Here is a 21,372-nt window from a genome sequence, read left to right as displayed (position 1 = left end):
GGTCCGCGGAGGATCACATGGTGGGCCGGGGGCCGCTAGGTCTTGCGGAGGGTCAGTACGCGCTGGAGTGCGACGAAGATCAGCAGCAGCACGCCGATCACGATCTTGGTCCACCAGGAGCTGAGGGTGCCCTCGAAGGTGATGATGGTCTGGATCAGTCCGAGCACCAGCACGCCCAGCACGGAGCCGAGCACGAATCCGGTGCCGCCCGTCAGCAGCGTGCCGCCGATGACGACCGCCGCGATGGCGTCGAGCTCCATCGCGACGCCGGTCAGGGAGTAGCCGGACCGGGAGTACATGGCGAACAGCAGGCCGCCGAGGCCGGCGCACGTGCCGCTCACCACGTAGGCGAGCACCTTGGTGCGGGCCACGGGCAGACCCATGAGCAGGGCGGACTGCTCGCCGCCGCCCACCGCGTACACCGTGCGGCCGAACCGCGTGAAGTGCAGCACCAGGAAGCCGAGGCCCACCACGATCAGCGCGATGAGGACACCGGACGACATGCGCCACCCGCCGAAGATCTGCACCCAGCTCGCGAGCGAGACGAACGACGCGTCGTCGATGGCGATGGACTCGGGCGCGATGACGAAGCAGAGCCCGCGCGCGAAGAACATGCCCGCGAGCGTCGCCACGAACGGCTGCACCTGGAAGTAGTGCACCATCACGCCGTGCGCCAGGCCGATCACGGTCCCGGCGCCCACCGCGAGCGGGATCACCACGGCGGGCGGCCAGCCCGCCTGGAGCAGGGCCGCCGTGACCACCGTGGACAGTGCCAGCACCGACCCGACCGACAGGTCGATGCCGCCCGTGAGGATCACGAACGTCATGCCCACCGCGAGCACGATGAGGTGCGCGTTGTTGATGAACAGGTTGGAGATCACGGCCGGCGAGACGAAGTTGTCGTACCGGCTGCCGCCCACGATCAGCATGAGGGCCAGCACCACGAACGTGCCAACGACCGGCAGGTAGCGCCGGTCCAGCCGGGTCGGGATCTTCAGTGCGCGTGGGGCGCGGGTGGGGGCCGACGTCGTCATCGGGCCTTCACCTCCGTCGAGTCGGGGCGTGCGGCGGGCTGCGGCTCGGGCGGCGTCGTGGCGACCGGCCGGCGGGTGGCGGCCATGAGCCGCTCCCGCATCCTCGGTGACTGCAGCAGCGTCACCGCGATGACGACCAGGGCCATGAACAGCGGTGTGACCAGCGGCGAGATGCCGACCACGGTCACCGTCCGCTCCAGGGTGGCGATGACGAGCGCGCCCACCAGGGTGCCCGACAGGTTGAACTTGCCGCCCGAGAGCGCCGTCCCGCCGATCACCACCGCGAGGATGGCGTCGAGCTCGATGAACAGGCCGGCGTTGTTGGCGTCGGCCGCCATGGTGTCGGCGCTGATGAGCAGGCCCGCCAAGCCGGCGAACAGGCCGGACGCCGCGTACACCGTCCAGGTGAGCGTCCTCGACCGCACCCCGGAGAGGCGGCTCGCGGCGGGGTTGATGCCCGTCGCCTCCAGGAGCATGCCGAGCGCGGTGCGCCGCACCACGAACGCGACGACGGCGAACACGCCGAACGCGAGGACCGCCGCGACGGGCAGCCCGAACCAGAACCCGGAGCCCAGCACCTTGAACGGTCCGCTGTTGACGGTGGTGATCATGCCGCCCGTGATGAGCATGGCGACGCCGCGGCCCGCCGTCATCAGGATGAGCGTGGCGATGATCGGCTGGATGCCGAGCACCGAGACCAGGAACCCGTTCCACACGCCCAGCACCAGGCACAGCACAAGAGCCAGGCCCACGGCGATGAGCACCGTGACGGGGGAGTCCGGGCTGGGCGACGACGCGATGTACGACAGCGCCACGGCTCCCGAGACGGCGACCACCGCGCCGACCGAGAGGTCGATGCCGCGCGTGGCGATGACCAGGGTCATGCCGAGCGCGACGAGCAGGAGCGGCGCGGTGGTCCGCAGGATGTCGATCGGCGCGCCGAAGAGGTGGCCGTCCCGGACGGTGATCGCGAGGAAGCTCGGGCTGGCGACCGTGTTGGCGACCAGCAGGGCGATCAGGGCCGCCACAGGCCAGAACAGGTGGTGGCGCAAGAGGTTCGTCATGCCGCACCGCCACCGGCGATCAGTTCGACCACCTGGTCCATCGTGGCTCCTCCTCCGTCGATCTCCGCCACCTTGCGGCGGTCTCGCATCACGGCGATGCGGTGGGATATGCGCAGCACTTCCTCGAGCTCCGCCGAGATGAAGACGACCGACATGCCGTCGGCGGCCAGGTCGGCCACGAGCTTCTGGATCTCGGCCTTGGCGCCGACGTCGATACCGCGGGTGGGCTCGTCGAGGACGAGCAGCCGCGGAGCCGTCGCGAGCCAGCGGGCGAGCAGTACCTTCTGCTGGTTGCCGCCGGAGAGGTTCCGGAGCAGCGCCTCGGGATTGGCGGGTCGGATGCCCAGCTGCTCGATGTAGGAGGCGACCAGCTCGTCGACCTGCTTGCGCGGCAGGGGCCGCATCCACCCCCGCCGGGCCTGGAGGCCGAGCACGATGTTCTCCCGCACGGTCAGGCCGTCGACGACGCCCTCGCCCTTGCGGTCCTCGGAGGTGTAGGCGATGCCGAGGTCCATGGCCGCGCGCGGGGTCCGCAGCCGGGCGGGCTTCCCGGCCAGGCGGGTCTGGCCGGCGTCGGCCTTGTCGGCGCCGGTGAGCAGGCGGGCCAGCTCGGTGCGGCCCGAGCCGAGCAGGCCGGCGAGGCCCACCACCTCGCCCTGGTAGAGATCGAGGTCGAACGGCTGCACGGAACCCTTGCGGCCCAGGCCGACGACCTGGAGCAGCGGGGGCGTGCCGGCGGGCCGGCCGGCGTGCTCCGCCACGTCCTCCGCCGCCTCCAGCACGTCCATGGAGCGCCCGATCATGTGCTGCACGAGCTCGGAGGCCGGCAGGTCGGCCGTCACGTACTCGCCCACGAGGCGACCGTTGCGCAGCACGGTCATCCGGTCGGAGACCTCGTAGACCTGGTCGAGGAAGTGGCTCACGAACAGGATGGCCACACCTTCGTCGCGCAGCGCACGCATGACCGTGAACAGCTGCGCCACCTCGTCGGTGTCGAGGCTGGAGGTGGGCTCGTCGAGGATGAGCACCTTGCAGTCGCCCACGGTGGCGCGGCAGATCGCGACGAGCTGCTGCACCGCCAGCGAGTGCGAGCCGAGGGACGACGCCGGGTCGATGCTCAGGCCCATCCGCTTCAGGTGGGTCGCCGCCTCACGGCGCATCGCCCGCCAGTGGAGGCCGCCCAGCAGGCGTGGCTCCGCGCCGAGCATGATGTTCTCCGCGACCGTGAGGTTGTCGCAGAGGTTGACCTCCTGGTAGACGGTGCTCACCCCGTGCGAGCGCGCGTCGGCGGGACCAGTGAACCGGCGCTCGACGCCGTCGACGCGGATCGTTCCGGCCGTCGGGGAGTGAATGCCGGTGAGGGCCTTGATCAGGGTGGACTTGCCCGCGCCGTTCTCGCCCATGAGGGCGTGGATCTCGCCGGGGCGCAGGTGAAAGTCGACGCCGTCGAGGGCCTTGACCGGGGGAAACTCGACGCTGATGCCCGTCATCTCGACGACGGGCGGTGTTGTCTGCTGGGTCATCCTCGACCTTCCAACTCGAACCTTGGCTGTGGGCGTGACCGCCGCGCCCCGAACGGGACAGCGCGAGGGTCACGCCCACAGCCAGACAGGGGCCGTCAGTACGCGCGCGTTGGCAGCGCTTCCTTCGCCGCGGCCTGGTCGAACGCCTGGTCCTCGACCACGATGCGCTTCTCGACCTCCTCGCCGGCGATGACCTTCTGGGCCACCTCCGCCAGGTCCGGCCCGAGCAGCGGGTTGCACTCGACGATGTAGTTGATCTTGCCGTCGACGAGCGCCTGCATCCCGTCCTTGACGGCATCGATGGTGACGATCTTGATGTCCTTGCCCGGTTCCATGCCGGCGGCCTCGATGGCCTCGATGGCGCCGAGGCCCATGTCGTCGTTGTGGGCGTAGACGAGGTCGATGTCGTCGTGCTTGTTGAGGAAGCCCTCCATGACGGTCTTGCCCTCGGCCCGCGTGAAGTTGCCCGTCTGGCTGTCGATGATCTCGATGTCCGAGCCCTCGATGGCCGTCGCGAACCCTTCCTTGCGGTCGATCGCCGGGGCCGCACCCGTGGTGCCCTGCAGCTCGACGGCCTTGTAGCCCTCGCCGTCGTACTGCTCGACGACCCACTCGCCGGCTGTCTCCCCCTCCTTGACGAAGTCCGAGCCGATGAACGACTCGTAGAGGGTCTCGTCGCTCGAGTCGACGGCGCGGTCGGTGAGGATCACGGGGATGCCCGCCGACTTGGCCTCCTGGAGCACGGCGTCCCAGCCGGTCTCGACCACCGGGGAGAACGCGATGACGTCCACCCCCTGCGTGATGTAGGAGCGGATCGCCTGGATCTGGTTCTCCTGCTTCTGCTGCGCGTCGGAGAACTTGAGCTCGAAGCCGTTCTCCGCGGTGATCGTGTCCTGGATGGACTGGGTGTTCGCGGCCCGCCACCCCGACTCGGCGCCCACCTGCGAGAACCCGAGCGTGATGACGCCGTCATCGCCGGCAGCCGGCTCGCCGCCGCCACCGGTCTGGGTGCCGGCGTCCGAGCTGCACGCGCCGAGCGTGAACAGCGCGGCCGCCGACACCGCGGCCAGGACGGTACGGGTGAGGGTAGTGCGTGCCATGTCTCCTCCTTGAGATCCCACACCACTGCGTGCGGGTGTTAGCGGCGTGTTTGCCCGAGTGGAATGTTAGCGCTCACATGGGCCGGATCGGTAGTTGTCGGAGTCACATTCCAGTAACGGAGTCTGCCCTTTTTCCCCTTGAAGGGGAATAGTCGGAATCGCGTGGCGCTCAGCGGATCTCGAAACCCGTGAGTCCCCGCGGCGCGACGTCGCGCACGTCGACCGCGGTCACGACGGCGTGCCGCGGGCCGTGCCGCATCCAGTCCAGGACGTCACCGACCGCGGCGGGTGCCCCTTCGAGCACCGCCTCCACCGTGCCGTCACCGGTGTTGCGGGCCCAGCCGCACAGTCCGGCGGCCGCGGCTCGCCGCTCCAGGTGGTAGCGAAAGCCGACGCCCTGCACCCGGCCGCTCACCACGACGTGCCGTGCGATCAAGGTGTCCATGCACCCATCGTCACCGATCCGGCGCCGTCTCTCCCGCCGCGCGAGCGGGACCGGCGGCTGGTCGGGTGCGGGCCGGCTGTCGCCTGGACAGCACTTCGGCAACAGCCGGCCCGCACTCGACGTGGTGGGGTCAGAAGCCCTGGGCCAGGCGGTAGTACGCCGCGTTGTGGCGCACCTGGTCGGCGAAGCCGCGGCGCGTCGTGCCCTCGTCGATGACCAGCAGCTCTGTGCGGGCGATGTCCGCGAAGACCTCGAACGCCTCGATGCCCGCGGCGGTCGACATGACGGTGTGGTGCGCGCCGCCCGCCGTCAGCCACGACTCGGCGGAGACCTCGAACGACGGCCGCGGCGCCCACATCGCACGGGCGACCGGCAGGTTCGGCAGGTCGCGCGGCGGGGTCACGACGTCGACCACGTTGGCAGTCAGGCGGAACCGGTCGCGCATGTCGGCGAGCGAGACCACGACGGCGCCCTCGACGGCGTCGGCCGAGAAGACCATGCGCACCGGGTCCTCCTTGCCGCCGATGCCGAGCGGGTGGATCTCGATGCGCGGCGTCGAGGTGGTCAGCGAGGGGCAGACCTCCAGCATGTGCGCGCCGAGGATCAGCTCGTTGCCCGGGGTGAGGTCGTAGGTGTAGTCCTCCATGAGGCTCGCGCCGCCGGGGAGCCCCTCGCCCATGACCTTGGCCGCGCGGACGAGGACCGCCGTCTTCCAGTCGCCCTCGGCGCCGAAACCGTAGCCCTTCTCCATCAGGCGCTGGACCGCCAGGCCGGGCAGCTGGCGCAGGGCGCCCAGGTCCTCGAAGTTGGTGGTGAACGCCTTGGCGCCGACCGACTCGAGGAAATCCTCCAGCGCGAGCTCCTGGCGAGCGGCGTAACGCAGCGAGTCGTGCCGCTCGCCGCCGGCCCGCAGCTCCGGGGCGACGTCGTACTTCTCCTCGTACTCCGCGACCACCTCGTCGACGGCGGCCTCCTCGACGGCGTCCACCGCCGCGACCAGGTCGTTCACGCCCCAGGTGTTCACCGAGACGCCGAACCGCAGCTCCGCCTCGGTCTTGTCGCCCTCGGTGACCGCGACGTTGCGCATGTTGTCGCCGAACCGGACCAGCTTGAGCTCGTGCGTGGCGGCCCAGCCGGCCGCGCCGCGCACCCAGGTGCCCACGCGGCGGGTGACGGCCGGGTTGGAGACGTGCCCCACCACCGTCGTCCGCGCCACGCCGAGCCGCGTCGCGATGTACGCGTACTCGCGGTCGCCGTGCGCGGCCTGGTTGAGATTCATGAAGTCCATGTCGATGTCGTCCCAGGGGAGCTCGACATTGGCCTGCGTGTGCAGGTGCAGCAAGGGCTTGCGCAGCGTGTCCAGGCCCGCGATCCACATCTTGGCGGGGCTGAAGGTGTGCATCCAGGTGACGACGCCCAGCACGTGGTCGGCGCTGTTGGCGTCGAGCATGGCCCGGCGGATCGCCGCCGAGTCCTTGAGGACCGGCTTCCACACGACCTTGACGGGCACGTCCGACGACGCGTCCAGCGCCCGGGCCACCTCCTGCGACTGCTCGGCGACCTGGGCGAGGGTCTCCTCGCCGTAGAGGTCCTGGCTCCCGGTGAGGAACCAGACCTCTCGGTCCGCGTAGGGCTTGGTGCTCATGCCTGTCCTTCCGTGGCGGTCGCGGCCTGCTGGCCGTAGACGTTCTGGTAACGGTCGTAGAGGGAGTCGATGTGCTGCTGGTCGATCGGCACGGGCTCGCCGAGCTGCCGGCTGACGTGCACCGTCCGGGCGACCTCCTCGACCATCACGGCCGCCTTCACGGCGGCCCGCGCGTCCTTGCCGATGGTGAACGGACCGTGGTTGCGCATCAGCACGGCGGGGCTGCGGTGCCCGGTCAGCGTCTCGACGATGCCGCGGCCGATCGAGTCGTCGCCGATGATCGCGAACGGGCCCACGGGCACGGGCCCGCCGAACTCGTCGGCCATCATCGTGAGCACGCACGGCACCTCCTCGCCGCGTGCGGCCCAGGCCGTCGCGTACGTGGAGTGCGTGTGCACCACGCCGCCCACCTCGGGCATGTGCCGGTACACGTAGGCGGCGGCCGCGGTGTCCGACGACGGCGACCGCGTGCCCTCCACCAGGCTGCCGTCCAGGTCGCAGACCACCATGCTCTCGGGGGTCAGGTCGTCGTAGGAGACGCCGGAGGGCTTGATGACGAAGAGGTCGGCGCTGCCGTCCGGAACGTCGGGGTTCGGCACGCGCTGGGAGACGTTGCCCGCCGTCCAGACCACCAGGTCCCAGCGGGGCAGCTCGGCATGCAGGTCCGAGACGACGACACGCACGCGCGCCACCTCGTCCCGGACCGCCTGCGAGTAGTCGGCCAGGGTCTTGCTGCTCATCAGTCGCTCTCCTGCGTCGTGTCTCGGTTGCGGAGCGCCCCGACGGCGGCGCGCTCGATCGCCAGGCCGGCGCTGTAGCGCTCCAGAAAGGCGGAGAATCCCGCCACGTCGTCGGCATCGGGCTCGACCACATCGATCGCGGCGTCCGCGAACACCTCGGCGTCCAGGTAGGCGCCGAGGTCCTGCTCAGGGGCGGGCGAACCCGCGGCGGACGCCCGGTAGGCGGCGAGCACCGCGATACCCCAGGCACCGCCCTCGCCCGCCGTCCGGCCCACGGCCACCGGCGCGCCGAGCGCCGCGGCCAGCAGGCGCTGGGCCACGCCCTCGGTCTTGAACAGGCCGCCGTGGGCGAACATCGCGTCCAGCTCGACCCGCTCCTCTGCCAGCACGCGCATGCCGAGGCTGAGCGTGCCGAACACGCTGTAGACCTGTGTCCGGGCGAAGTTGCCCAGGGTGAGCCGGCTGTCGGGCGTGCGCGTGAACAGCGGACGCCCTGCCTCCAGGCCGGTGATCGGCTCGCCGGAGAGGTAGTTGTACGCGAGCAGGCCGCCGCCGTCGGCGTCGCCGTCCAGGGCCGAGCGCAGGAGCGCCTCGAAGACCGCCTCCGGCTCCGCCGGCTGCCCCAGGGCGCCGGCGAACTGGCCGAACAGCTCGGCCCAGGCGCCCAGCTCGCTGGCCCCGTTGTTGCAGTGCACCATCGCGACGAGGTCACCGGCCGGCGTGGTCACGAGATCCAGCTCCTCGTGCACCCGCTCCAGGGCCTTCTCCAGGACCACCATCGCGAAGATGCTGGTCCCAGCGCTCACGTTGCCGGTCCGCGGGGCCACGGAGTTGGTGGCCACCATGCCGGTACCGGCATCGCCCTCGGGCGGGCACAGCGGGATGCCTGGCCGGAGCGTGCCGGTCGGGTCCAGCAGCGCCGCCCCCTCCTCGGTCAGCGCGCCGGCGTCGGCGCCCGCCGGAAGAACACGCGGCAGGAGGCCCGCGATGTCCCGGCCGGGGCCGCGGTCGCCCACCAGCTCGTCGAACTGACCGAGCATCCGCCCGTCGTAGTCCCTCGTCACCGGATCGATCGGGAACATGCCGGAGGCGTCGCCGACGCCGAGCACCTGCTGCCCGGTCAGGCGCCAGTGCACGTACCCCGCCAGCGTGGTGAGGTGCCGCACCTGCGACACGTGCGGCTCGTCGTCGAGGACCGCCTGGTACAGGTGGGCCACCGACCAGCGCAGCGGGACATTGTACCCGAACAGGCCGGTCAGCTCGACCGCGGCCCGCTCGGTGCTGGTGTTGCGCCAGGTGCGGAACGGCACGAGCAGCTCGCCGGCGTCGTCGAACGCGAGGTAGCCGTGCATCATCGCCGAGACGCCGATCGCGCCGAACGTCGCCGGCCGCACGCCGTACCGCCGCTCGACGTCGGCCAGCAGCGCGGCGACAGCGTCCTGCAGCCCGGACCAGACGGCGTCCAGGGAGTAGGTCCACGTGCCGTCGACGAGCTGGTTCTCCCAGTCGTGGCTGCCGCTCGCCAGCGGCGCATTGTCCGGGCCGACGAGACATGCCTTGATCCGGGTGGAGCCGAGCTCGATGCCGAGAGCCGTCCGCCCCTGCTCGATCGCCTCCTGGAGACCGGCGAGCCGTCCAGCCTCTTCGTCCTGCCGCTCCACCATCGTGGGCCGCTCCGTCCTGCCCGCATCGTCGCGAGGCGTCGTTCGTGTCGCCGTCGGTCGGCCGGCACGGTCAGTCGACCGTTACCCGCCCACGGCGATGTTAGCGCTCACACGATACGTTACGACAGTCGGGTACGGACAGGTCCGCCTCGACCTCGACCTGGGGTACCGAACCGGGCTCGGTGCGGTACCCCGGGTCATGGCCGGAGCGGACCCCTGGTGCGGCGGCCCGGCCCTCGAGAGGGCCCGGGGCGAGGTCAGCCGTCCACCGTGAAGCCCTGCTCCGTGCCGTACCGCACGTTCTCGGCCTGCCAGGCGGCGAGACCGTCCAGCAGCGACGTCTTGTCGAGGTAGGCCTGGCCCACCGTGTCCGAGAAGATGCTGTTCGCGTACGACTGCCACGGCAGGTAGCGCCAGCCCTCGACCACGTCATCCGCGCCGGAGGCGAGCACCTCGTTGATCTTCTGACCACCGAAGTACTCGGACTCGTAGCCGAGGAACTCCTCGGAGCCAAGCTCCGCGACGGTCGCGGGGAACCCGCCCGTCTCCATGAACACGCGGATGCTCTCCGGATCGCTGTTGAGCCACTTGAGGAAGCCCGCCGCGAGCACCTTGTCATCGGAGCCGGCCGGGATCACGTCCGCCGAACCGCCGTTCTCGGCGTTGACCGGGGTCCCGTCGTAGGTCGGCATGGGGGCGACCCGCCAGTCGCCATCACCCTCGGGGACGCCGTCCTCGAAGATTCCGGGCATCCAGGCCCCCACCACCATCGAGGCGATCGAGCCGTCCCCGAGCGCCTGGTACCACTCGTCGCTCCAGCCGGTGATGTCCGACATCAGTTCCTCGTCGATCAGCTGCTGGTACGTCTCGGCCCATTTCACCGTGCCCTCGTCGGCGAGGTCGATCGTGACGCTGTCCCCCTCGACCTGGAACGGCTGGCCGCCGGCCTGCCAGATCAGCGACGTGACGGTGCCCGGCCCGTTCCCGTCGTCGTTGAAGAGGAACTTGTCGGGATCCGACTTCTTCAGCTTCCGCGCCTGCTCGATGTACTCGTCCCAGGTCGTGGGCACCACGAGGTCGTTCTCCTCGAAGACCTTGGCGTTGTAGAACAGGGCCATCGGGCCCGAGTCCTGGGGCAGCCCCCAGAGGCCCTCACCGAGGGCGACGGAACCCCACGTCGACGGCGTGTAGAGGTCCTCGAGCTCGCCCAGGCCGTACCCGGACACGTCGGTGAGCTGGCCTGGGAGCTGGAACTGCGGCACCGACTGGTACTCCAGCTGGGCCACGTCCGGGATGCCCTTGTCTGCGGCGATGGCGTTCTGCAGCGCCGTGTTGTGCTCCTCGGCGCCCTGGGTGTCCGTGAGGTTCACGGTCATGTTCGGGTACGCCTTCTCGAAGGCCTCGATCTGCTTCTCGGCCTGCGGCGTCCACGTCCAGTAGTCGATGGTGCCGCCCTCTTCGAGGGCCGCCTCGATCTCCTCGGCGGTCGCCTCTTCGCCGGTCCCTCCTCCGCCGTCACCGGCCCCGGAGCAGGCCGCGAGGCTGCCTGCCAGCACGGCGGCCATGGCGCCCGCCGCGATCCGGCCGTTACGTGTGATGCTCATGATTCCTCCTCCTTGAGGTAGTTCATCTTGAAGCGGCTCATCCCTTCACTCCCCCGGCGCTCAGACCGGACTGCCAGTAGCGCTGCAGCAGCAGGAACGCCGCGACGATCGGCAGGATGGTCAGCACCGCACCCGTGATGACCAGGTGGAACACCGGCGTGGCTCCCACGCCGGTCGCGTCGGCGTTCCAGCTCGCGAGCCCGATCGCGAGGGGGAACAGGTTCCGGTCGGACAGCATGATCAGCGGCAGAAAGTAGTTGTTCCAGGTGGCGACGATCGCGAACAGCGCGACGGTCACGATGCCGGGCGCGAGCAGACGCAGTGAGATCGTGAAGAACGTGCGCCACTCGCTCGCGCCGTCGACCCGCGCGGCCTCGAGCAGCTCCGTGGGTATGGCCTCCACGGCGAACACCCACATCAGGTACAGCCCGAACGGGGAGACCAGGGTGGGCAGGATGACCGACCACATCGTGTTGGTCAGGCCGAGCTGACTGAACATGAGGAACGTCGGCACGGCGAGCGCCGCGCCCGGCACCGCGACCGCGCCGATCACGGTGGCGAACACCGCCGAGCGTCCCCTGAACCGGTACTTCGCCAGGCCGTAGCCCCCGAGCGTCGCCAGCAGGGTGGCTCCGCCGGCACCCGCCACGACGTAGACCACGGTGTTCCCGAACCAGCGCACGAAGACGCCGTCCTGGTAGGTGAGCACCGCGGCGATGTTGTCGAAGAGCGCGAACGGTCCCGCCGGCCACAGGCCGAAGGAGTCGGCTAGCGCCTCCTGCGTCTTGGTGGAGCTGACGAGCAGCCACCACAGCGGTGCGAGCGAGTAGACGACCAGCCCTGCCATGAGCAGGGTGAGGACCACGGACTTGCGCGGTCGCGAGAAGGAGTGCGCCATCAGCTGTCCCTCCTGGTGCCCCTGAGCTGGACCACGTAGGCGATCACCGCGGTCAGCACGCCCATGATGATCGCGACGGTCGCCGCGTAGTTGACCTGCTGGCCGAGGAAGCTGAGGTTGTAGGCGTACATGTTGGGCGTGTACGACGACGAGATGAGCGTCGGCGCGAGGACCTTGAGGATGTTCGGCTCGTTGAAGAGCTGGAAGCTGCCGATGATCGAGAAGATGGTCGCGATCACGAGCGCCCCGCGCAGCGCCGGGAGCTTCACCGCTCTGATCACCCGCCACTGGCCGGCACCGTCGATCGCCGCCGCCTCGTAGAGCTCTCCGGGCACCGTGCGCAGTGCGGAGTAGAGGATGAGCATGTTGTAGCCCACGAACTCCCACGTCACGATGTTGCCGATCGCGACGAGCATCCATTCCTTGGAGAAGGGCGCGAGCAGCTGCGAGCCCGCCGCCTCGTTGATCCAGCCGACGAGCCCGATCCGGTCGCCGTACAGGAACCCCCACATCAGGACGGCGACGACGCCGGGCACCGCGTAGGGCACGAACAGCGCGATCCGCGTGAAGCGTTTGCCGAACAGCCGTCCGCTGTCGATCACGAGGGCAGCGGCCAGGGCTACCGCGAGCATGATCGGCACCTGCACCACGAGGAACAGGAGCACCCGGCCCGCGCCGTCCCAGAACTTGGGGTCCGTGAACGCGGCGGAGTAGTTCGCCAGCCCCACGAACTGGTTGCCGCCCATGAGCTGGTTGCGGAACAGGCTGAGGTACAGCGAGTAGAGCACGGGGGCGAGGAACGCGAAGGCGAACGCCACCATGAACGGCGTGATGAAACTCCAGCCTGCCGCGGAGACGCGGTGGCTCGGTAGGCGGCGGCCTGGCACGGGCGGCACCTCTCCCCGGACGACGGCGTCCGGAATCGCCTGGACTTCGATGTCCTGGAACGCGCCGGGCGGCGCTGCCCGACGACGGAATGTGAACGTAAACATCTCCGTGCGCGGTGACTCTGCCACCCTCACGGAAGGCTGTCAACGGCCCTGGCCACGGTCGCGGGCGCGTGGTGGGAGGCGCGCGGCGCTCAGCCCAGCGGGGCGTTCCCGCCCAGCAGTGCCCAGGCCATCACCCCGGTGTCCTGGCCCACCTCGATCGCGCAGTGCGCCGCGTACGCGAGCCAGACCGAACCGCTCCGGGCCTGCACCCAGCCCAGCAGCAGGCCCACCAGCCCGGTGCTCAGCACCGCCACCGGATCGACGACCAGCCCGTCGGCGGTGAGCACCAGGCCGTGCCAGAGCCCGAACCACACCGTCGTCAGGACCAGCCCCCAGCCGACGTCCGCGCCGAGGAATCGCCAGGGGGTTCCGCAGGCACGGTCGAGCACGGCCAGCATCGCGCCCCGCACGAGCAGCTCCTCGCCGAGGTTGGCGTGCCCCACGTCGAACAGGAAGCGCTCGGTGTCCATCGGGTCGGGTGGTGCGCCGGCGTCGGCCAGGTTCCACAGGGAGAGCAGGGCGAACCCTGCGAACAGCCCCACCACCACCCAGCCCGCGGCCCGCCAGCCTGGACGCGGCCGCAGGCCGAGTCCCGCCTCCTCGCGCGCCCACGGTCCGAGGGCCAGGAAGAGAGCGACCAGCCAGAGCACCTCGACCGTCTTGCCCTGCCAGTTCCAGTCGAGCCCCGTACCGAGCACCTCCGGCAGGCCGAGCGCCCACCGGCTGCACGCGATCAGGACGGCGAGGACCGCGACGACCCGCAGGGCGCCCGGCCGGCGCCACAGCGCGACTGCCAGGAGCGGGCCGGCGACGGCGAGCGTGAGCGCCGCGTCAGCGAGGCCGACCGCGCCGGACCGCAGCACCGCGACGGGTCCGGCGAACGCACCCACCAGGACCGTCGCCACCGCGAGGACCACGAGCACCGGCCCCACCCAGCGCCAGGTGTCCACCGGCCCCGTCCGTACGGTGACGGTGTTCTGCGGTGGGCGTACGGTCATCGGCAGGTGTGTTCCTTCGTCTCGGTGTCGCGTCGGCGCGGCGTCGGCGCGGCGTCGGCGCGGCGTCGGCGCGGCGTCGGCGCGGCGTCGGCGCGGCGCGGCGTCGGCGCGGCGTCGGCGCGGCGTCTCAGTGGCGCGGCGCGGCCGCGCTCCGGCGCACGACCAGCTCGGGCTCGATCAGCTCCGCGGCGGGTTTGCCGCCGTCCACCGCGGCAAGGAGCAGCGCCACGCTGCGCCGGCCCAGGTCGACGAAGGGCTGGCGCACGGTCGTCAGCGGCGGGATGAAGTGCCCTGAGCCGTCGACGTCGTCGAACCCGACCACGGAGACGTCGTCCGGCACCGAGACGCCGCACTCCCAGAACGCCCGCAGCAGGCCGAGGGCGAGCTGGTCGTTGGCGGCGAAGACCGCCGTGGGGCCGGAGCCCGCCTTGACCCGCTGTGCCAGGTCGAGGCCCACCAGGTAACCGCGGTCCGCGGTCCAGCCCGCCACCACCGGCTCCGGTACGGGAAGCCCACGCTCGGTGAGGACGGCACGCCAGGACTCCTCGCGCTCGATGGCGTCCAGCCAGTCCGGCGGGCCCGCGACGTGCAGGATCCGCTCGTGGCCCAGCTCGATCAGGTGCTCGACGGCGAGCCGCGCCCCGGCCCGCTGGTCCACGGCCAGCGGGATGGTCGGCACCTCGGGCTTCAGGTCCCGCGCCGCGATGATGACCACCGGGACGGGCGCCTGGAACGACTCCACCGCGTCGGCGACATCCGTGTGCGGCGCGATGACCACGATGCCCTCGACCGCCTGGTCCATGAAGTGCTCGAGCGCCTTGTGCATGGTCTCGGCGTCGTACCGGCGCAGGGTCGCGACGCTGACGTACCAGCCCTGCTCGCGCGCGGCCTCCTCGACGGCGATGAGCGTGCTCGACGGGCCGAACAGCGGCGAGCCGGTGGTCACCACGCCCACGGTGGTCGACCGCGCCGTGACCAGGGCCCGCGCGGCACTGTTGCGGCGGTAGCCGAGCTGGGCGATCGCATCGAGCACCTTCTCGCGTGTCGCCGGGCGCACGCTCCTGTGCCCGTTGAGCACGCGCGAGACGGTCTGGTGGGACACGCCGGCGAGCGCGGCGACGTCGGCCATGGCCGGCGGCCGCGTCGTCGCGGGTCGAGAGATGGTCACGGAAGGAATCATCCACCCAGCGCGTCGGCACGGTCACGTGCGGCGGCCGCGGCGGCCAGGAACGAAGCGCGCACCCCGCCGTCGTCCAGCGCGCGCAGAGCGGCGGCGGTCGTGCCGCCGGGCGAGGTGACCTTCTCGCGCAGCAGCACGGGGTGCTCCCCCGACTCGTCCATGAGGCGGGACGCGCCGAGCAGGGTCTGGACGGCGAGTCGGCGCGCGACGTCGCGCGTCAGGCCGAGGAGGACGCCCGCCTCGGCGAGCGCGTCGGCCACGTAGAAGACGTACGCCGGCCCGGACCCGGAGATCGCGGACACGGCGTTCAGGTCCTTCTCGGCGGCGCGGACCACGGCGCCCGTGCCGGCGAACAGGTGCTCCACGGCCTCGAGGTGCGCCTCCGTGGCGGCGGCACCCGGTGCGATGGCCGTGATGCCGGCACCGATCGCGGCGGGCGTGTTGGGGACCGCCCGCACGACGGGGGTGTCCGCGGGCAGCCGCTGCTCGTAGAACGCGGCGGGGTGGCCGGCCGCGACGGTGACCACCACGGCCCCGGGTTCGACCACGGACGCGATCTCGTCGAGCAGCGCGCCGACGTCCTTGGGCTTCACTCCGACGAGGACGAGGCCCGCGCCCCGCACGGCCGCCACGTTGTCGCTGGTGGTGGCCACCTGGTAGGTCTCACGCAGGTGCTGGGCCTTGGCCTCGGTCCGCACGGTGGCGACGACGTCAGCCGCCGCCCAGCCCGCCGAGAGCGCACCCGCGAGCACCGCCCCGCCCATGTTCCCGGCCCCGAGGACCGCAAGTCGCTGGTTCACGGCGCCATTGTGCCCCGCGCGGCTCGCCGCCGGCCCCGTCCGGCCGGAATCCGTCACAGCGGGAAGGCCGCGTAGAAGTCCTCCATGGTGTCGGCAGGACCCGTCGCCTGCAGCACCGCGGTGCCGTTCTGCCAGACGACCACTACCTTTCCGTCCTTGGCAGGCATGACCGCGTACTGCCCGACCACCTTCTTGCCGACCTTCACGTCACCCTCGCGCTCGGCCTCGCCCGCCGCCTTCGTCCAGGCGGCGGCGGCCTGGGCCGCCTCGTCCGACGTCGCCCACTGGCCGGCCCGGAGCGCCACCTCACCGGAGCCGCCGTCGGAGTACTCCGCGTCCCAGACCTCGAGCGCGCCCTGCTCCTCCTTGACCTTGCCCGCCTCGGTGTACGAGCCGAGCGCGAACCGCAGCACGCTGGACGGGAGCGCCTTCTGGAAGGCGGTCTCGTCGCCGCTGCGGTCCATCGCCTTGACCGTCGGCGTCGGGGCCGGCGCGGTGACCGTCACCGTGGGCACGGGCTGCGGCGTCGCCTCGGCCCGCCAGAAGCCCGGCCACACGAGGCCGCCGACGAGGACCACGACGAGCACGATGACGAGCAGGCCGACGACAGCTACCAGGCGACGGCGGCGGTACACGGCGGGCGAGGCCTTCCTCGCGCCCTGCCTCGCCACCGATGCTGTCGCGCCGGTGCGCGGTGTGTTCGCGCGCTGGTCGGTCATGTCTGGCTCCCCCGTACTCCGGCCACCGGGTACGTCACGGTGGCTCAGTTGGCACCTTATGGTGCGCCACTGACATCCGCCCGTAGGCACGCCCGGACGGGCCCGGCACGGGGTCGGGACGGGACTACGCCCGTGCGGTCGCCTGGCGTAGCGGCAGCAGGACGGCGAACGCCGCCGCCGAGACGGCGAACGCGGCGAGCAACCCGCCGGTGTACGCGGTGAGGCCGCCGGCCCACGGCAGGCCGGTCCAGGTGTGCCCCTCCGTCGCCGCGGCGGCCAGCACGGACAGCCCGGCGGTGGGCACGGCGACGACACCGAGGACGGTGGCGACCAGCCGTGTCGGGACGTCGGCCCGGGCGCCGGGGTCGTCGTCGGGCAGGTCGGCCCACCGTGCCGGCGCCACGGCGCACGCCAGCGCGGCCCACGCCACGACCACGAGCACCGCCGCGACGACGTCGGACGGGCGGTGCCAGCGGTCACCGAGCGTCGCGAGACCTATCGCACCGGCGGCGACCGCACCCCCGAGCGCCGTCAGCGGCCGCCAGGCACGCGGCGCGACGAGAAGCAGCGCCGCCCAGGCCGCGACGACGACCGTGACATGACCGCTCGGCAGGGTGTTGACGTCGCGGTTCCACTCGCCGACGAGGCCCGTGCGGTAGAACACCCCGTCCTTGATCACCTGCGTGGTCAGGTTCGACCCGACGATCACCACGGCGGCCGCGAGAGTGGCCCCCCAACGACGACGCAGCAGCCCGATCCCGCACACCAGGACGGACCCGGTCAGGAGCCACGGCAGCGAGCCCAGCAGCAGCACCGGCTCCACCAGCGGGTTGACGACGTCCTGGAACCGGTCGGCCGTCTCGAAGACCCGCTCCTCGACCCGCTGACCCGGCCACGTGGTGACCATCGCCCACCACACGAGCCAGGTCCCCACCGCCGCTCCTACGGCCACGACGAGCGCTGCGGCACGGGGCGCGCGGCGGTCGGTGGGGCGCGGGGGCGTCATGGGGTACGGGCCGGTACGCGGCGCTCCGCGACTCACCTGGCGCCCGTCGGATACCGGCATGGACGCAAGGTACCCCGGCCGTGTGGGTGGCGGCACGTACGGTGGCGCCCGTGACCTCATCGACCTCCAAGCGGGCCCGGCCCGCGTACCGCTGTGCCGAGTGCGGCTGGACCACCGTGAAGTGGGTCGGCCGCTGCGGTGAGTGCCAGGCCTGGGGCACCGTGTCCGAGGACGGGCCCGCGGCGACCGGGCCCCGCACGGCCACCGTGTCCCCCGCGCGCGAGCCCGCACGCCCCATCGGCGACATCGACGTCGAGTCGGCGCGCGCCAACCCCACCGGTGTCGGCGAGCTCGACCGGGTGCTCGGCGGCGGGCTCGTGCCCGGCGCCGTCATCCTGCTCGCCGGCGAGCCCGGCGTCGGCAAGTCGACCCTGCTGCTCGACGTCGCGAGCAACGTGGCCGACGGCGCTTTGGGGCCCGACGGGTTCGAGTCGCCCCGCACCGTGCTGTACGTGACCGGTGAGGAGTCCGCCGGCCAGGTGCGGCTGCGTGCGGAGCGGATCGGCGCACTGTCGCCCACCCTGCTGCTCGCCGCGGAGACCGACCTGGGGACGGTGCTCGGCCACCTGGAGGCCAACCAGCCGGACATGCTGATCGTGGACTCGGTGCAGACCATCGCGTCCGCGCAGGTCGACGGCGCCCCGGGCGGTGTGTCGCAGGTCCGTGAGGTCGCGGGGGCACTGATCGCAGTCGCCAAGGGACGGCAGATCCCCACGATCCTCGTGGGCCATGTGACCAAGGACGGCTCCGTGGCCGGCCCCCGCACGCTCGAGCACCTGGTGGACGTGGTCTGCCAGTTCGAGGGTGACCGGCACTCGCGCCTCCGCATGATCCGGGCGGTGAAGAACCGGTACGGCCCGACGGACGAGGTCGGCTGCTTCGACCTGTCGGAGGACGGGATCGTGGGGCTGCCGGACCCGTCAGGCCTCTTCCTCTCGCACGCCGGGTCCGGTGTGGCCGGGTCGTGCATCACCGTCACCCTGGAGGGGCGGCGCCCCCTCGCCGTCGAGGTGCAGGGACTCGTGGCCCCGAGCCCGCTGAACAACCCGCGTCGCGCGACCAGCGGTGTCGACTCCAGCCGGCTCGCCATGATCCTGGCCGTGCTCCAGCGGCACGGCGGCCTCCGGCTCGCCGATCAGGACGTCTACGCCTCGACCGTCGGCGGCGCCCGGATCACCGAACCGGCGTCCGACCTCGCTGCCGCGCTGGCCCTCGTCTCCGCACGGACGGGCCGGCCCTTGCCCGGGGCCACCGTAGCCGTCGGCGAGGTGGGGCTGGCCGGCGACCTGCGCCCGGTCGCCGGACTGGACCGTCGCCTGGGCGAGGCCGCACGGCTGGGCTTCGCGAACGCCGTGGTGCCGCACGGGACCGGCGTCAAGGCGCCCGAGGGGCTCCAGCTCGTCGAGGCGGCGCACATCCGCGACGCCGTCGAGTGGGCGCAGTCCACGGGCCGCGGAACCGCCCGCGGCTCGGACGACAGGTGACCGGCTTGTGAAACGAACTGCTTGTGACCCGGCGCACAGCGTAGGATTTCTCCGTGGCCACCACCTCCTCGCACACTGACGAGCTGCTCCGGGAGACCCTGGCCGCCGTCGCGCCCGGAACCGAGCTCCGCGACGGACTCGAACGCATCCTGCGCGGCCGGACCGGCGCGCTGATCGTGCTCGGACTCGATCCGGTGGTCGAACAGATCTGCTCCGGCGGCTTTTCGCTCGACGTCGACTTCTCGGCCACTCGCCTGCGCGAGCTGTCCAAGATGGACGGCGCGGTGGTGCTCGACCGGGCCGCCACCCGTATCCGCAAGGCCGCCGTGCAGCTGCTGCCCGACCCGACCATCGAGACCACCGAGTCCGGCACCCGCCACCGCACGGCCGAGCGGGTCGCCAAGCAGACCGGCTTTCCCATCATCTCCGTGAGCCAGTCCATGCGGATCGTCGCCCTGTACGTCGGCGGCCAGCGGCACGTGCTGGAGGACTCCGACACGATCCTCGGCCGGGCCAACCAGGCCCTCGCGACGCTCGAGCGGTACCGCGCCCGGCTCGACGAGGTGTCCGGCACGCTCTCAGCGCTGGAGATCGAGGACCTGGTCACCGTGCGCGACGTCTGTTCGGTGGTGCAGCGGCTCGAGATGGTCGGCCGCATCTCCGACGAGATCGCGGGCTACGTGATCGAGCTCGGCGTGGACGGCCGCCTGCTCGCGCTCCAGCTCGACGAACTGATCGGGGATGTCGGCTCGGACCGCGAGTTCGTGATCCGCGACTACGTGCTGGGCCGCAAGGACCGCACGCTCGCCGACGTGCAGGCCGAGCTGTCCGCCCTCACGTCGCAGGAACTCCTGGACATGAGCCAGATCGGCCGGATCCTCGACCTGCCCGGTGGTGGCGACGCGCTCGACGCCGCCGTCGCGCCGCACGGCTACCGGCTCCTGTCCAAGGTACCCCGCCTGCCGAACACCACCATCGAGCAGCTCGTCGGCCACTTCAGCAGCCTGCAGAAGCTGCTCGCGGCGAGCGTGGACGACCTCATGTCGGTCGACGGTGTCGGCGAGCAGCGCGCCCGGACCATCCGCGAGGGCCTGTCCCGCCTGGCCGAGTCCAGCATCCTCGAACGGTACGTGTGACGCGGGCTGCCTGACGCAGCCCGTCTCAACGCAGCACCTCTGACGCGGCGTCACTGACACGGACGCTGACCGGTCCGGGCAGCCGGGCCGGGCTGGGCCGGCCGGGCCGGGCTGGGCCGGGCAGCCGGGCCGGGCAGCCGGTCCGGGCAGCCGGTCCGACGAGTGCAGACTTCATCGCCCCTGCACTCGCCGAGTGCAGACTTCGCTGCGGTTCAAGGGTGCCCCGCCGCAACGAACTCTGCAGTCGGCATCCGTCATCGCGACCAAGTCTGCAGTCGGGCGTGGGCGATGACGTCCGGGGCGACGGCATCGGGGGCGATGGCGTCGGGGGGCGTTAGCGGACTTGTCGGCGACGCTGACCGGCAGCGACCTCAGGGCTTCTTGGCGGAATCGTCACTCGGCTCGTCCGACGCCTCGGACCCATCCGGCTCGTCCCGCTCCCCCGACCCACCCGGCCCCTCCGAGCCCTCCGAGCCCTCCGACCCCTCCGGCGCGTCCGATGCCTCCGCGTCAGCACTCGCGGACGAGCCACCCGACGGGCTTCCCGAGGGCGACGGGGAGCGGCTCGGCTCCGGCACCGTGTATGTCATGCGCACCACGTCGCTGGACACCCCCTCGACATCGGCGAGCGTGACTTGCGCGGTGTACTCGCCGGCGACCAGCTTGGGCTGGTCCGGCTCGCAGCCGGGCGCCGAGCGCGCGTCGGACCAGCTCACGTCCGTCGTGTCGACGTCGCCGGGCCCGAGCAGGAGCAGCCGCTGCTCCTCCTGGTCGGCACAGTCCGCCGAGGACCAGGCCCGCTCCGCCGTCGGCTCACCGACCTCGCCCTGGTACACGGTCACGGCGAGGCCGTGACGAGGCGCCTCGACGAGGCACTGCACCCGCCCCTCGTTCCGGAGCGACACCGTGAACCGGACCGGGACCCCCGGCGTGACGGACAGCCGGTCCGCCGCGAGCCCGATGTCGAGGTCGTCGGGCTCGCAGGGCGCCGCGGCGGCGTTGGGGTCGACGGGCTTGGGCGGGTCCACCTTGTCCGACGCGATCGGCACGTCGCTCTCCGGCCACGTCAGGGCTACCCCGGTTCCGGCGAACGCCAGGACGGCCAGCACCACGATCACGCGCACGAGCCGTCGCGGGCGCCGTCCGGCGGACGCCCACTCCGCGTCGTGATCCTGGGACCCCTCGGTCCCCTCCGGCGCACCGACCACCTGCTGAACCCCCTGTGAACTGTCCTGGAGACCGTCTGACGTGCGGTAACACCGCCCGGGACCAAAATACGA

General features: G+C 71.7%; 19 protein-coding genes. 2 read left to right on the top strand and 17 right to left on the bottom strand.

Annotation, left to right across the window (positions count from 1 at the left end):
• Positions 1–35: 35 nt before the first annotated feature.
• From yjfF to ACYVK7_RS22370, 16 genes are all read right to left on the bottom strand, one after another.
• On the bottom strand, positions 36–1,034 hold the full coding sequence (gene yjfF, locus ACYVK7_RS22445) for a galactofuranose ABC transporter, permease protein YjfF (RefSeq protein ID WP_460889943.1): 999 nt from the start codon (positions 1,032–1,034) through the stop codon (positions 36–38).
• A complete protein-coding gene (locus tag ACYVK7_RS22440) occupies positions 1,031–2,098 on the bottom strand; it encodes an ABC transporter permease (RefSeq protein WP_460889942.1) in 1,068 nt (355 codons plus the stop codon). The genes yjfF and ACYVK7_RS22440 overlap by 4 nt, the downstream gene beginning before the upstream one ends.
• Entirely contained in the window at positions 2,095–3,621 is a 1,527-nt protein-coding gene (locus ACYVK7_RS22435; RefSeq protein ID WP_460889941.1) for a sugar ABC transporter ATP-binding protein, read from the bottom strand. The genes ACYVK7_RS22440 and ACYVK7_RS22435 overlap by 4 nt, the downstream gene beginning before the upstream one ends.
• Before the next feature lie 95 nt (positions 3,622–3,716).
• Positions 3,717–4,721 (bottom strand): ABC transporter substrate-binding protein, encoded by a 1,005-nt coding sequence (locus tag ACYVK7_RS22430; RefSeq protein ID WP_460889940.1) that lies wholly within the window; start codon positions 4,719–4,721, stop codon positions 3,717–3,719.
• A 169-nt stretch (positions 4,722–4,890) separates the two neighbouring features.
• On the bottom strand, positions 4,891–5,166 hold the full coding sequence (locus ACYVK7_RS22425; RefSeq protein WP_460889939.1) for an acylphosphatase: 276 nt from the start codon (positions 5,164–5,166) through the stop codon (positions 4,891–4,893).
• A 130-nt stretch (positions 5,167–5,296) separates the two neighbouring features.
• The gene (gene araA, locus ACYVK7_RS22420) at positions 5,297–6,811 is read right to left on the bottom strand and encodes an L-arabinose isomerase (RefSeq protein ID WP_460889938.1); all 1,515 of its coding nucleotides are present in this window, start codon (positions 6,809–6,811) and stop codon (positions 5,297–5,299) included.
• Complete coding sequence (locus ACYVK7_RS22415) at positions 6,808–7,551, bottom strand: L-ribulose-5-phosphate 4-epimerase (RefSeq protein WP_460889937.1); 744 nt, start codon at positions 7,549–7,551, stop codon at positions 6,808–6,810. Before ACYVK7_RS22415 ends, araA begins: the two co-directional genes overlap by 4 nt.
• Complete coding sequence (locus tag ACYVK7_RS22410; RefSeq protein WP_460889936.1) at positions 7,551–9,215, bottom strand: xylulokinase; 1,665 nt, start codon at positions 9,213–9,215, stop codon at positions 7,551–7,553. The genes ACYVK7_RS22415 and ACYVK7_RS22410 overlap by 1 nt, the downstream gene beginning before the upstream one ends.
• A 257-nt stretch (positions 9,216–9,472) precedes the next feature.
• Positions 9,473–10,819, bottom strand: coding sequence for an ABC transporter substrate-binding protein (locus tag ACYVK7_RS22405; protein WP_460889935.1), 1,347 nt, complete (start codon positions 10,817–10,819; stop codon positions 9,473–9,475).
• 37 nt (positions 10,820–10,856) lie between these two features.
• Positions 10,857–11,717, bottom strand: coding sequence for a carbohydrate ABC transporter permease (locus ACYVK7_RS22400; RefSeq protein WP_460889934.1), 861 nt, complete (start codon positions 11,715–11,717; stop codon positions 10,857–10,859).
• The gene (locus tag ACYVK7_RS22395) at positions 11,717–12,538 is read right to left on the bottom strand and encodes a carbohydrate ABC transporter permease (protein WP_460890024.1); all 822 of its coding nucleotides are present in this window, start codon (positions 12,536–12,538) and stop codon (positions 11,717–11,719) included. Before ACYVK7_RS22395 ends, ACYVK7_RS22400 begins: the two co-directional genes overlap by 1 nt.
• 260 nt (positions 12,539–12,798) lie before the next feature.
• On the bottom strand, positions 12,799–13,707 hold the full coding sequence (locus tag ACYVK7_RS22390; RefSeq protein ID WP_460889933.1) for a lysostaphin resistance A-like protein: 909 nt from the start codon (positions 13,705–13,707) through the stop codon (positions 12,799–12,801).
• Between the two features lie 127 nt (positions 13,708–13,834).
• Entirely contained in the window at positions 13,835–14,836 is a 1,002-nt protein-coding gene (locus ACYVK7_RS22385; RefSeq protein ID WP_460890023.1) for a LacI family DNA-binding transcriptional regulator, read from the bottom strand.
• A 47-nt stretch (positions 14,837–14,883) separates the two neighbouring features.
• Positions 14,884–15,687: a pyrroline-5-carboxylate reductase gene (gene proC / locus ACYVK7_RS22380; protein ID WP_460889932.1), complete on the bottom strand. Its 804-nt coding sequence runs from the start codon at positions 15,685–15,687 to the stop codon at positions 14,884–14,886.
• 53 nt (positions 15,688–15,740) lie between these two features.
• Positions 15,741–16,406, bottom strand: a complete 666-nt coding sequence (locus ACYVK7_RS22375) for a hypothetical protein (RefSeq protein ID WP_460889931.1) — start codon at positions 16,404–16,406, stop codon at positions 15,741–15,743.
• A 124-nt stretch (positions 16,407–16,530) separates the two neighbouring features.
• On the bottom strand, positions 16,531–17,472 hold the full coding sequence (locus ACYVK7_RS22370) for a phosphatase PAP2 family protein (protein WP_460889930.1): 942 nt from the start codon (positions 17,470–17,472) through the stop codon (positions 16,531–16,533).
• Between the two features lie 50 nt (positions 17,473–17,522).
• Between ACYVK7_RS22370 and radA the strand changes: the two genes are divergently transcribed.
• Positions 17,523–18,956, top strand: a complete 1,434-nt coding sequence (gene radA, locus ACYVK7_RS22365; protein WP_460889929.1) for a DNA repair protein RadA — start codon at positions 17,523–17,525, stop codon at positions 18,954–18,956.
• A gap of 53 nt (positions 18,957–19,009) precedes the next feature.
• A complete protein-coding gene (disA, locus tag ACYVK7_RS22360; protein ID WP_460889928.1) occupies positions 19,010–20,092 on the top strand; it encodes a DNA integrity scanning diadenylate cyclase DisA in 1,083 nt (360 codons plus the stop codon).
• 371 nt (positions 20,093–20,463) lie between these two features.
• Here the strand turns inward: disA and ACYVK7_RS22355 are convergent, their stop codons facing one another.
• Complete coding sequence (locus ACYVK7_RS22355) at positions 20,464–21,300, bottom strand: hypothetical protein (protein WP_460889927.1); 837 nt, start codon at positions 21,298–21,300, stop codon at positions 20,464–20,466.
• Between the last annotated feature and the right edge of the window lie 72 nt (positions 21,301–21,372).

The organism is Promicromonospora xylanilytica (assembly GCF_054782895.1).
This window is presented reverse-complemented; position numbering and strand designations above follow the sequence as displayed.

Coding starts and splice junctions, on each gene's coding strand:
- yjfF (WP_460889943.1), bottom strand. CDS start 1,034: ATGACGACGTCGGCCCCCACCCGCGCCCCACGCGCACTGAAGATCCCG.
- ACYVK7_RS22440 (WP_460889942.1), bottom strand. CDS start 2,098: ATGACGAACCTCTTGCGCCACCACCTGTTCTGGCCTGTGGCGGCCCTG.
- ACYVK7_RS22435 (WP_460889941.1), bottom strand. CDS start 3,621: ATGACCCAGCAGACAACACCGCCCGTCGTCGAGATGACGGGCATCAGC.
- ACYVK7_RS22430 (WP_460889940.1), bottom strand. CDS start 4,721: ATGGCACGCACTACCCTCACCCGTACCGTCCTGGCCGCGGTGTCGGCG.
- ACYVK7_RS22425 (WP_460889939.1), bottom strand. CDS start 5,166: ATGGACACCTTGATCGCACGGCACGTCGTGGTGAGCGGCCGGGTGCAG.
- araA (WP_460889938.1), bottom strand. CDS start 6,811: ATGAGCACCAAGCCCTACGCGGACCGAGAGGTCTGGTTCCTCACCGGG.
- ACYVK7_RS22415 (WP_460889937.1), bottom strand. CDS start 7,551: ATGAGCAGCAAGACCCTGGCCGACTACTCGCAGGCGGTCCGGGACGAG.
- ACYVK7_RS22410 (WP_460889936.1), bottom strand. CDS start 9,215: ATGGTGGAGCGGCAGGACGAAGAGGCTGGACGGCTCGCCGGTCTCCAG.
- ACYVK7_RS22405 (WP_460889935.1), bottom strand. CDS start 10,819: ATGAGCATCACACGTAACGGCCGGATCGCGGCGGGCGCCATGGCCGCC.
- ACYVK7_RS22400 (WP_460889934.1), bottom strand. CDS start 11,717: ATGGCGCACTCCTTCTCGCGACCGCGCAAGTCCGTGGTCCTCACCCTG.
- ACYVK7_RS22395 (WP_460890024.1), bottom strand. CDS start 12,538: ATGGTGGCGTTCGCCTTCGCGTTCCTCGCCCCCGTGCTCTACTCGCTG.
- ACYVK7_RS22390 (WP_460889933.1), bottom strand. CDS start 13,707: ATGACCGTACGCCCACCGCAGAACACCGTCACCGTACGGACGGGGCCG.
- ACYVK7_RS22385 (WP_460890023.1), bottom strand. CDS start 14,836: ATGGCCGACGTCGCCGCGCTCGCCGGCGTGTCCCACCAGACCGTCTCG.
- ACYVK7_RS22375 (WP_460889931.1), bottom strand. CDS start 16,406: ATGACCGACCAGCGCGCGAACACACCGCGCACCGGCGCGACAGCATCG.
- ACYVK7_RS22370 (WP_460889930.1), bottom strand. CDS start 17,472: ATGCCGGTATCCGACGGGCGCCAGGTGAGTCGCGGAGCGCCGCGTACC.